At 68.4% G+C, this 10,948-nt stretch carries 11 protein-coding genes and 1 pseudogene; 2 read left to right on the forward strand and 10 right to left on the reverse strand.

Going from position 1 to position 10,948, the window contains the following annotated elements; genetic code table 11:
- Positions 1-2,239, reverse strand: a 2,239-nt coding sequence (locus ACT4N8_RS04835; RefSeq protein ID WP_444857001.1) for a beta strand repeat-containing protein, incomplete at its 3' end; no start/stop codon positions are given.
- Positions 2,240-2,534: 295 nt separating this feature from the next.
- Here ACT4N8_RS04835 and mnmA point away from each other — a divergent pair.
- Entirely contained in the window at positions 2,535-3,641 is a 1,107-nt protein-coding gene (gene mnmA, locus ACT4N8_RS04840; protein WP_444857002.1) for a tRNA 2-thiouridine(34) synthase MnmA, read from the forward strand.
- Positions 3,642-3,648: 7 nt separating this feature from the next.
- Here the strand turns inward: mnmA and ACT4N8_RS04845 are convergent, their stop codons facing one another.
- From ACT4N8_RS04845 to ACT4N8_RS04880, 8 genes are all read right to left on the reverse strand, one after another.
- Positions 3,649-4,161 carry a hypothetical protein gene (locus ACT4N8_RS04845; protein ID WP_444857003.1) on the reverse strand — a complete coding sequence of 171 codons (513 nt, stop codon included), beginning with the start codon at positions 4,159-4,161 and terminating at the stop codon, positions 3,649-3,651.
- Positions 4,162-4,163: 2 nt separating this feature from the next.
- On the reverse strand, positions 4,164-4,739 hold the full coding sequence (locus ACT4N8_RS04850) for a demethoxyubiquinone hydroxylase family protein (RefSeq protein ID WP_444857004.1): 576 nt from the start codon (positions 4,737-4,739) through the stop codon (positions 4,164-4,166).
- Complete coding sequence (locus ACT4N8_RS04855; protein ID WP_444857005.1) at positions 4,703-5,224, reverse strand: disulfide bond formation protein B; 522 nt, start codon at positions 5,222-5,224, stop codon at positions 4,703-4,705. The genes ACT4N8_RS04850 and ACT4N8_RS04855 overlap by 37 nt, the downstream gene beginning before the upstream one ends.
- Positions 5,225-5,234: 10 nt before the next feature.
- A complete protein-coding gene (locus tag ACT4N8_RS04860) occupies positions 5,235-6,569 on the reverse strand; it encodes a S41 family peptidase (RefSeq protein ID WP_444857006.1) in 1,335 nt (444 codons plus the stop codon).
- 81 nt (positions 6,570-6,650) lie between these two features.
- Positions 6,651-7,811: a murein hydrolase activator EnvC family protein gene (locus ACT4N8_RS04865; RefSeq protein WP_444857007.1), complete on the reverse strand. Its 1,161-nt coding sequence runs from the start codon at positions 7,809-7,811 to the stop codon at positions 6,651-6,653.
- 4 nt (positions 7,812-7,815) lie between these two features.
- On the reverse strand, positions 7,816-8,238 hold the full coding sequence (locus ACT4N8_RS04870) for a 23S rRNA (pseudouridine(1915)-N(3))-methyltransferase RlmH (RefSeq protein ID WP_444857008.1): 423 nt from the start codon (positions 8,236-8,238) through the stop codon (positions 7,816-7,818).
- Entirely contained in the window at positions 8,239-8,637 is a 399-nt protein-coding gene (gene rsfS / locus ACT4N8_RS04875) for a ribosome silencing factor (RefSeq protein WP_444857009.1), read from the reverse strand.
- A gap of 10 nt (positions 8,638-8,647) precedes the next feature.
- The gene (locus ACT4N8_RS04880) at positions 8,648-9,289 is read right to left on the reverse strand and encodes a nicotinate-nucleotide adenylyltransferase (protein ID WP_444857010.1); all 642 of its coding nucleotides are present in this window, start codon (positions 9,287-9,289) and stop codon (positions 8,648-8,650) included.
- A 77-nt stretch (positions 9,290-9,366) separates the two neighbouring features.
- Between ACT4N8_RS04880 and ACT4N8_RS04885 the strand changes: the two genes are divergently transcribed.
- A complete protein-coding gene (locus tag ACT4N8_RS04885; protein WP_444857011.1) occupies positions 9,367-10,455 on the forward strand; it encodes a DUF3667 domain-containing protein in 1,089 nt (362 codons plus the stop codon).
- Positions 10,456-10,508: 53 nt separating this feature from the next.
- On the opposite strand, the pseudogene ACT4N8_RS04890 reads toward ACT4N8_RS04885, so the two are convergent.
- Positions 10,509-10,948: pseudogene (locus ACT4N8_RS04890) on the reverse strand (ATP-dependent zinc metalloprotease FtsH); the annotation flags it as partial.

The raw sequence follows: 10,948 nt of genomic DNA on the forward strand, positions 1-10,948 counted from the left end.
CATTCGTCGCGGCGAGATCGGCGGCGAAGATCTGCTCGACCGCCCGGCCGGCGCCCAGCACATAGTTGACGCTCGCATAGATCCGGTCGGTCCCCTCGCCGGCGAGCTCGATCACGCTGTCGCCGGAATTGGCGATCCGATAGGTGTCATTGCCGAGCCCGCCCTGCAGGGTCGAGGGCGCGTCGGCGCTCCCGATCAAACTGTCGTCGCCACCGAAGCCGATCAGCACATCCCCGCCACCGCCGCCGGTCAGCACGTTGACGCCCGCATTGCCGATGATGGTCTGACCGAGCGCGTTGCCGGTCAGGTTGATCGCTCCCGTGCCGGCATTGTTGGTGGTGTTGAGCATCTCCACGCTCTGTCCCGCCCCCAGCACATAGCTCACGCTCGCGAAGACACGATCGTTGCCCTCGCCGGCTGCTTCGAACACGGTATCGGCGGCCGAATCGACGAAGAACCGATCGTCGCCCGCGCCGCCCGTCATCGCATCCGCGCCCGACCCGCCGACCAGAAGATCGTCGCCGTCGCCGCCGTCGAGGGTGTCGTCGCCAGCGCCGCCGTTGCCGGTGTCATTGCCCCCGCCGAGGTTGAGCACGTCATTGCCGTCGGCGACGGTGATATTGTCGAAGCCCGATCCGGTCATGATCGTGAAATGCTCGATCGAGCTGTAGTTGACCGACTTGAAGCCGCCGGGCTCGGAGAAGTTGCCGTCGAAGCCGCCCAGCGCGCCGTTGGCGGTCGGTCCGCTGCTGTTGCTGGCCTGAGTAGTGACCGTCGACCAGTCGATGATCAGCCGGTCGCTGCCGCTGCCGCCATTGATGGTGTCGCTGCCGCCCGAGGTCTGGCCGGTGACCGTCGCGCTGTCGTTGCCGTCGCCGAGATTGATGGTCTCGATGCGGTTGACGTTGCTGGTGACGATGACGTCGTTGCCACTGCCCGTCGTCAGCGTGCCGAAATATTCGAAATTGGTGAAGCTGGTTCCGGCCACACCGGAATAGCTGTTGGCCTGGAGGTTCCAAAGGATCGCGACCGTCGCACTGGACAGATCGGCGGAGATGCCGTCCTCGTCCGCCCCGCCGTCGGCCTGGTCGATGCCGCTGCCGACGTTCACGAAGTCGTTCCCCGCGCCGAGGCTGACGATATCGTTGCCGCTGGCGGTGGTGAGATTGTCGATGCCGGCTCCGGTCATGATCGTGAAATGCTCGATCGAACTGTAGTCGACCTGGACCTGATTGTTGTCGGTGAACGTGCCGTCGAAGCCTCCCAGCAGGCCGTTGGCGGTCGGCCCGTTGTTGTTGGCTGCGTTGACGGCCGTCACCGACCAGTCGATGATCAGCCGGTCGTTGCCGCTGCCGCCGTTGACCTGTTCGCCCCCGCCGGGGGCCGAGCGCACGACGGTGGCGGTATCGTCGCCGTCCCCGAGATTGATGACCTCGCTGCGCACGGCATTGGTGGTGACGATGACGTCGTTGCCGCTGCCGGTCGTGATCGTGCCGAAATATTCGAAATTGCCGAAGCTCGTCCCGGCCGGCCCCGAATAGGTATTCGCCTGCAGGTTCCACAGGATGGCGACCGTCGCAGTCGACATGTCGGCCGAGACGCCGTCCTCGCCGTCGCCGCCGTCGGCGGTGTCCGTCCCGCTGCCGACGTTCACGAAATCGTTGCCCGCGCCCAGCTGGATGAAGTCGTCGCCGGTGGCGGTGGTGATGATGTCGTTGTTTGGTCCGCCGCTGATCGTGAAATGCTCGATCGAGGTGAAGTTCACGTTGCGACTGTTGACGTCAGTGAAGTTGCCGTCGAAGCCGCCGAAGGTAGCGTTTGGCGTCGGCCCGTTTCCCATTTGCAGGTGGCCCGCCGTGGCCGACCAATCCATGACGAGCCGGTCCGAGCCGAAGCCGCCATGGGCTGTGTCCGTGAATCCGAAGCCGGTTTGGCCATCAGCGACCAAGGTGTCGTCGTCGCCGTCGCCGTTCAGGACGTCGGCGCCGTTGCCGCCAAAGATGGTGTCGTTGCCGTCGCCGCCGTTCAGCCCGTCATTGTCGTTGCCGCCGCTCAGGACATCGTTGCCGCCAAGCCCGTTCAGCTGGTCGTTGCCGTCATTGCCGTTCGCAATGTCGTCATTGGGTGTGCCGTTATAGACGTCGTCGCCCGGGCCGCCGTCGAAGGTCTCGAACGGTTGGAGAGCCGCCAGCCAATCCTCGTTGTGCCGGAATTTCGCAAGACGCAGCTCGTCCGCCATCGCCCTCTCCCTGAAACCTGCGAAGGATCAGTCCTGCGCAAATGCTTGGAAATGAGAGGGTTGCAGAAACCAGGCACGCTCGATAGCCGCGCCGAAAGGGCAGAAACGGACAATTAAGGACAAAACAGGGCGGCAGGCGGCAGCGGACCGGATTACGGTGCCGGGGACAGCGCGTTGCGACGAAGGCGCGCCAAATTCCGAATCGGGCAGGGGGCCAGGACGGCGTGGGTCGACAAGCCTGATATACACAAGCCGCCTCTGGGCATCGACTGACAGATTCCCTATCTGGGCGGCGATGGACCCGGATTTCCAGCTCGATCGGCCCCTGAAGGGCGCCCGGATTGTCGTCGCCATGTCGGGCGGCGTTGACAGCTCGGTCGTGGCCGCGCTCGCCGCGCGCAGCGGCGCCGAGGTGATCGGCGTGACCCTCCAGCTCTACGATCAGGGTGAGGCGGTCGCGCGCTCGAAGACCTGCTGCGCCGGCCAGGACATTTACGACGCGCGCACGGTCGCCGACCGGCTGGGCATCGCCCATCATGTTTTCGACTATGAGGGCGCGTTCCGGACCAGCGTGATCGAGCGCTTCGCCGACGAATATGCGCGGGGGCGGACGCCCGTGCCCTGCATCAGCTGCAATCAGGGGGTGAAGTTCACCGATCTGCTCGGCTTCGCCCGCGAGCTCGGCGCCGATTGCCTCGCCACCGGCCATTATGTCCGGCGCGTGATGGGCGCGCAGGGGCCGGAGCTGCACCGTGCCGCCGATCCTGCGCGCGACCAGAGCTATTTCCTCTTCGCGACGACCCGCGAGCAACTCGATTTCCTGCGCTTTCCCTTGGGCGACATGCCCAAGGCGGCGGTGCGCGAGATCGCGCGGGAGCTGGCGCTCGCGGTCGCGAGCAAGCCCGACAGCCAGGACATCTGCTTCGTCCCCGACGGCGATTATGCCCGCATTGTCGCGAAGGTGCGGCCCGAGGCGGCGCGACCCGGCGAGATCGTCGATCGCGACGGCCGGGTGCTGGGCAGGCATCGCGGCCTGATCCATTTCACCGTCGGGCAGCGCCGCGGACTCGAGATCGGCGGCCAGAGCGAGCCGCTCTACGTGCTCCGGCTCGAGCCGGAACCCCGGCGGGTCGTGGTCGGCCCCAGGGCGGCGCTGGCGGTGCGCGCGGCGGCACTGAGCGGGATCAACTGGCTGGGCGAGGACCAGCGCGAGGGCTTAGGCGTCAAGGTTCGCTCGCTGGCGCAGCCCGCCCCGGCGCGCTTCGACGGCCGCAACGTCCATTTCCAAGCGCCCGAATATGGCGTCGCGCCCGGCCAGGCGGCGGTGATCTACGCCGGCGAGCGGGTGCTCGGCGGCGGCTGGATCGATACGACCGTGCCCGCGGAGCTGGAGCCGGCCTGAGCGCGGCCTATTCCGGCCCCTGCCGCTCTTCCTCCATGATCGCCTCGTCGATCCGGCGCAACCGCTCCTGCCGCGCTTCCTCGATCATCTGGTTCCAGTTTATCTGGTCGCTGTTGCGGCGCTCGGCCCGCGCCTGCTGGACGATCTGGTTGAAGCAGCCGCTGGCGCCGCCCGGCCCGGTCGGCGAGCAGCTGCCGATGCCGCTGGCGCCGACGTAGGAAAGCTCGACCGCGCGGTTGGACCAGCTCTGGCCGGCCGGGTCGTTGGGATTCTGCCTGAGGTTCGGCGGAATGCGGAAGCGATCCTCCTCCGGGAGCCGCGCGCAGACGTTGATCACCTCGTCGGTGCTCGCCGGGCAGGGATCCTCGCCATAGACGAGGACCTGGTTGACCGGGACGTCCTCGTCGGAGGCCTGGGCCGCCGTCGCGGCCGCCGCTTCCGGGGCGGGCACGCCGGGCTGCTGCGCCAAAACCGGTGCCGCGGCGAATGCGGCGGAAAGAGCGAGCAGAGCGATACGCATGATTAGATCCTCTTCGACAATTCGATCGCGACCCGGCAGCCCGCCCGGATCGCGGAATATAATAAGGGATAGCCGAAACTGTCCTCGGCGCCAGCCTCGATCGCCGCGTCGCGATGCTCGCGCTCATCCGCCTGGAATTCGGCGATCGCCGCGGAGAGCGGCGGATCGGAGTCGCCAAGCGCCTCGAGCTGCTCCGAATAATGCGCGTCGATCTCATCCTCGACCGCCGCCGTGCAGGCCATCGCCGCCTGCGGACTCATCAGAGCGGTCGCCGCTCCAAGGGCATGGCCGGCGACGCGCCAGAAGGGCTGGAGAACGGTCGGGCGGACGCCACGCTCGGCAAGCATCGCGTCGAAATGGGCGAGATGGCGTCGCTCCTGCGCCGCCATGCGCGAAACCAGAGCGGCGGCCGGATGATGGTCGCCGAGCACGGCGAGTTGGCCCGCATAGATGCGGGTCGCGCCATATTCGCCCGCCTGATCGACGCGCAGCATCGAGGCGGCGTCGGCGCGCGCATCGCCTGGGCGCCAGGCGGGGGCGCTCAGGGGCGGACCGGCGGTAGCTTGAGGCTCAGCCATAAGACAGTCAACGCAGCAAGGAGGGAAAGGATCGCATTCCAGCCCGCCATGGAAATCCCGAACAGCGACCAGGGCACCTCGTCGCAACGGATCAGCGGCGCGCTCAATATCTCTCTCAGAAGCTCGGCGCCGGAGGCGGTGCTGCCATGGGCCGTGCACTGGGTCAGCCCCTCGAAATAGTCGAGCTCGACGCCGGCATGATAAGCACCGATCAGGCCGCTCGCGAGGATGCCCAAAGCGGCCAGCCAGACGAAGCTGCGGCCTCGGTCGGGCATCTTCCCACCGAGTAGGGCAACGATCGCGAAGGCCAGAGCGGCCATATGCGCCCAGCGCTGCCAGTAGCACATCTCGCAGGGCGGCAGGCCGACGACATATTGGAAATAATACGCGCCGCCGAGCAGCGCCGCAGGCGCCGCCAGCGCCAGGAGCTTGGCCAGCGCGAGCGGCGAGCGGCCGTTCGCTTGCGGAAGCGCGCTCGCCGCCACGGATCCGGCCTCAGCGGCTCGAGCGCCGGGGCGTTCCCGCGGTCTGAACCCGGTTCAGGCGGGCCAGGGTCTGCAGCGCATAATGGAGCTGATAATCCTCGATACCCCTTTGCTCGAGTTGCTCTGCGGTCGCCGCGAAGCGCGGATCGGGCCGGCCGTCATCCTGAATCAGCTCGTCGCGGACCCCGGCCTCGTTGACCAGATGGCGGCGCAGGTCCGATTCGCGGATCCGGGTGCGCGAGCGATAGTCGGGGTCGGTGAGCTGCGGCACCAGGATGTCCGGGGTGATCCCGCCCTCCTGCACCGAGCGACCCGAGGGTGTGTAGTAGCGCGCCGTGGTCAGCCTCAGCGCGCTGTTGCCCCGGCCCAGCGGGATCAAAGTCTGCACCGAGCCCTTGCCGAAGCTGCGCTCGCCCATGACGATCGCGCGCCGATGGTCCTGCAGCGCGGCGGCGACGATCTCGGCCGCCGAGGCGCTCCCCGCGTCGACGAGGACGATGATCGGCACGCCGCGAGCGGCGTCGCCGGGACGCGCATAGTAACGCTCGATGTCGGTCCGGCGCCGGCCGCGCTGCGAGACGATCTCGCCGCGCTCGAGGAACAGGTCGGAGAGCCCGACCGCCTGGTCGAGCAGGCCACCCGGATTCGACCGGAGGTCGACGATATAGCCGAGCGGCGGGCCGCCGAGCTGCCGCTCGATGTCGGCCATGGCGCGCTGCGCCATCTCGGTCGTGTTGCGGGTGAAGGTGGTGACGGTGAGGATCCCGACCCGGTCGCGCACTTCGGACCGGACCGCCGGAATGTCGATGATCGCGCGGGTGATGTTGACGTCGAACGGCCGCTCGCGGCCCGCGCGGACCACCGTGATCCTGACGCTCGTGCCCGGCGCCCCGCGCATCCGCTCGACCGCCTCGTCAAGCGTGCCGCCGTAGAACAGGCGGCCGTCGATATGGGTGATGAAGTCGCCCGGGCGCATGCCCGCCTGGTCGGCCGGCGTGCCGCGCGTCGCCGCGATCACCTTCACCGCGCCGTCCTCCATCGTCACGGTGAGGCCGAGGCCGCCATAATTGCCGTCGGTCGTCGTCATCAGCGAGCGGAAGCCGCGCTCGTCGAGATAGGAGCTGTGTGGATCGAGGCTGGCGAGCATGCCGTCGATCGCGCCGCGGATCAGGGTCGCGTCGTCGACCTGATCGACATATTCGCCCTTCACCCGCTCGAGCACCGACATGAACTGGTCGATCTCTCGATAGGAGTTGACGTCGACCTGGGCGAGCGCGGCGGTCGCGGCGGGAATGACGGCGACGGCGCTGACGAGGCCGAGGGAGCGGAAGAGATTGTTGGCCATAACGGTCCTGCTGAATTCGGGTTGGGCCGGCTTCTACCCTGTTTCTAGGCGCGCGAAAAGCAACGCGAGATGAACGCAGGGCTAACCGGAGATCAGTTGAGCGAGTGGAACGGGTCGGCCGCCGCGGCGCAGCTCGATCGTAATTTGGGGCGAATCCGAACCCGCCCGCCCCAGCATCGCGCCGCGCCGCACGGTCTGGCCGCGGGTGACGTCCAGCCTGTCGAGATCGGTGATCACGGTCATCCAGCCTCGGCCATGATCGAGCATCACGACATTGCCGTAGCTGCGAAACGGCGCCGCATGGACGACCCGCGCCGCCGCCGGCGCGACGATGCGTGCATTGGGCGCGGGGGCGAGCGTCAGCCCGCGGCTGTGCACACCGCCGTCGGAAATCTCGCCGACGCCGGTGATCAGGCGGCCCTCGACCGGGAGCAGATAAGGCAGGCGCGGCCGGGCGTCGCCGGGACCTCCCGGGCGCGGCTCGGGGCCGGGCAGATCGGCGAGGCTGGCGGCGAGCCGGGCCTGATACTCGCGCGTGCCGAGTATTTGCGCGAGCGCCTGCGCCTCCTCACCGAAGACCAGCGCCCGGTCGCCTTCGGACAAAGCAAGGCCGGTCAGCTCGGACGAGCGGCCGCGCTGCTCCGCCTCGAACCGGGCCAGCGCCTCTCGCCGGACGCGCAGCGCCGCGCGGCTGGCGAGCAGCGCCTGGCGCGCCTGCTCGGCGCGGCCCCGCAAGGTCTCGGCGGCGGCAACCTCGGCCCGCAGCGCGGTAGTCCGACGTCGGATTTCGGGCAGGGTGGCGGCGAGGAGCGAGCGGACATGGACCGTGTCACGCATCGAGCCCGGCTGGACCAGCGCCAAAGCCGCCGGTCGCCTGGCCATGGTCTGCAGCGCGGCGGTGAGCCGGACGAGCGGCTGCTGGCGGACGGCGAGCCGGGCGCGCTGCACCTCCTGTTGCCCCTGGACGATCGCGATCCGCCGTTCGGCCGCGGTCAGGTCCGCCTCGGCCCCCGCGATCCGCGCGGCGAGCGCCTCACTCTCGGCGCGGGCGCGGGCGGCGGCGCTTGTCGCCCGCCGCGCCTCGCGCTGGAGCGCGACATAGCGGGCCTCGGCCTGCTGGGCCTCCTGCCGGGCCTGGGCCAGCGCCTCGGCGTCCGCGCCGCGCGAGGCCTGCGCCGCCACGGCGCCGGCGAGAACGACCCCCGCGGCGGCGGCGAGCGGGAAGGCGAAGGCGTAGCGCATTACTCTATCCTTCCCGATGATAGGGGTGGTTTGCAAGCACGCTCGTCGCCCGGAAAAGCTGCTCGGCGAGCATCGCCCGTGCCAGCAGATGCGGCCAGGTTGCCCGGCCGAAGGCGAGCAGCAGATCCGCTTCCGCCCGCTCGGCGTCGCCGAAGCCGTCCGCCGTGCCGATCAGGAAGCGTGCCTCGCGCCGCCCCTCATCGCGCCAGCGCTCGAGCCGGCGGGCCAGCTCGATCGAGGAAAGCTGCTCGCCTTTCTCGTCGAGCAGAACGGTGACGCTCTTGTCGGGAGGCGGCGGCATCCGCCCGCTCGCATCAGGCAGCTCGGTCACCTTCGTGGGCCAAGCAATGCGTTTCAAATAGCGCTCGACCAATTCGGCCTCGGGCGAGCGCCCGATCTTGCCGCGGGCGACGATGTGGAGACGCAATTAGCGGGTCGCCGCGGCGGGGGCCGGGGCAGCGTCCTCGAACGCCCACATCCTCTCGAGATTGTAGAAGCTGCGTACTTCCGGCCGGAAGAGGTGGACGATGACGTCCTCGGCGTCGATCAGCACCCAGTCGGCGACGGGCAATCCCTCGACCCGCACGTTGCGGCCGAGCTCGCGCTTGATCCGTTCGGTGAGCTTCTGCGCCATCGACGCGACCTGGCGGGTCGAGCGCCCGGAGGCGATCACCATATGGTCGGCGATGTTCGATTTTCCCGCGAGTGGAATGGATATGACGTCGACGGCCTTGTCGTCGTCAAGCGAACGCAGCACGAGGCAGTGCAGCGCCTCGGCCTGTTCGTCGGCTCCGTCGATCCGCGGAGCGGGTGCGTTTGCGGGCAAACTGCCTCCTTTACTTCAGGGTCTTGCGCGTCACGCCGTCGCGCAGGGCCTCAGGTTGGAACGATTGCATGACATTTTCGTGCCATGAGGGGTCGGCGGCGCGGATGGCGGTTGCCGAGGTCGGATCGGGCGGCAATTCGAGCAGCACGAGCGACGGCAATCTCCAACTCGTCCAAGCCTTGGCATCGGCCGCGGGTCGGACGAAGCGCCGCAGCCAGCTCATGGCGGGTGCCGTGAGAGCCTCGGCATCATAGCCCGAACGGGCGATCACGGCAATCGGCACCAGCTCGGCGATCCTCCGCCAATCGCGCCAGAGGTGGAACTGGGCGAGATTGTCGGCCCCCATCAGCCAGATGAAGCGCCGTTTCGGGAAGCGGCGGATGAGCGCGGCGAGGGTGTCGACCGTGTAGCGGGTGCCGAGCTCGCGCTCGATCGCGGTCGGGCGGATCGGTGCGCCCCTGGCCGCGAGCCGGGCCGAGGCGAAGCGCGCGGCGAGCGGCGCCATCCCCTCCGCCTCCTTCAGCGGATTGCCCGGCGAGACCAGCCACCAGACTTCGTCGAGCCCGAGCCGCTCGGCGGCGCCGAGGCTGATCCGCCGGTGCCCCTGATGGGCCGGGTTGAAGGAGCCGCCGAGGAGGCCGGACAGGGTCATGGCCGGGCGATAGCACGCTCGCCGGAAGCTGCGAACGGCCCTCGACGGGCCGCCCCCGCTTCGGCCATAGAGTCCCCATGAGCGGAATCGAAGGTGTCGGCGACGCGGTGACGGGCGGCCTGTTCGCGCGCACGGCCGAGCCCGAGGCCGGCGAGGCGGAGCGCGAGGGCGAGGGCACATGCCTCAATTGCGGCGCGGAGCTCGACGGCCCCTATTGCCGGATGTGCGGCCAGAAAGGTCATGTCCACCGCACCATCTCGGCGATCGGCCACGATCTCATCCACGGCGTGCTCCATCTCGACGGCAAGTTCTGGCGCACCCTGCCGTTGCTCGCCTGGCGGCCGGGCGAGCTCACCCGCCGCTACGTCCATGGCGAGCGCGCCAAGTTCGTTTCGCCGCTCGGCATGTTCCTGTTCGCGATCTTCCTGATGTTCGCAATTTTGCAGATTTTCGGCCTCTCGCTCTCGAGCCTGGATCGAGTGAGCGGCGCCCAGCTCAGCCGAGGCATGGATTTCGCGCGCACCGAGATGGTCGCCGACCTCGCCGAGGCGCGCGAGGATCGCGCCGAAGCGGCACGCGGCCAAGTCGTCCGCCATCGCGGCCAGCCGCAGACGGTCGCGCAGATCGACGCGCGAATCGCGGAGATGCAGCAAGAGCTGACCGAGTTCGACCAGTTCCGCGCACAGACCCCGCGCCTCAGCCTCGGCACCCCGGATTCCGGCATCCGCACCGGCTGGCAGCGGCTCGATGACGGCTTCGACAAGCTCCAGGAGAATCCTAGCCTCGCACTCTACAAGCTGCAGGCGAACGGCTACAAATTCTCCTGGCTGCTGATCCCGCTCTCGGTACCCTTCGTGTGGCTGCTCTTTTTCTGGACGCGGCGCTTCCGCTTCTACGACCACACCGTCTTCGTCACCTACTCGCTCGCCTTCATGTCGCTCTTCGCGATCGTGCTGATGCTGCTCGGCTTCGCCGGCGCGCCGGTGGCGGCGGTCGCCACCGCGGGCGTGTTCATCCCGCCCATCCACATCTTTCGGCAGCTGAAGCAGGCCTATGGCCTGAACTGGTTCGGCGCGCTGGTGCGCACCTTCCTGCTGGTCAATTTCTGCTTCGTCACCGCCAGCCTATTCTTCGTCCTGCTGCTCGGCATCGGCGCGCTCGGATAGAAAAAGGCGGCCGCGCCAGAGCGCGACCGCCTGCTCTTATCTTAGGCTGACCCTCAGGCGCCTTGCGTCGCCGGCCCGCCGATGCCGCCCTTCGGCCGCCGCGTCGACGGGATCGAGGCGCCGGTGGGCGGTGCCGCCGGGCGGTCGCTCGGATTCTCGCGGCCGATATCCTCGCCCTTGATCGCCCGTTTCGCCTCTTCGCCGGTCAGCGTCTCATATTCGAGCAAGGCGGTGGCGAGCCGGTGCAGCTCGTCGAGATTGTCGGTCAGCACTTGGCGGGCAACGCCCTCGGCCTCCTCGATCAAGCGCTTGATTTCCTGGTCGATCAGGCGCGAGGTCTCTTCCGAGACGCTCTGGCTGCGGGCGACGCTGTGGCCGAGGAAGACCTCTTCCTGATTGTCGCGGTAGCGCAGCCAGCCGAGCTTCTCGCTCATGCCATATTCCATGACCATGGAGCGGGCCATGTCGGTCGCCTGCTGGATGTCGTTGGAGG

Origin of the sequence: Sphingosinicella sp. (assembly GCF_052387495.1) — a bacterium.
Taxonomy (GTDB): Bacteria; Pseudomonadota; Alphaproteobacteria; order Sphingomonadales; family Sphingomonadaceae; genus Allosphingosinicella.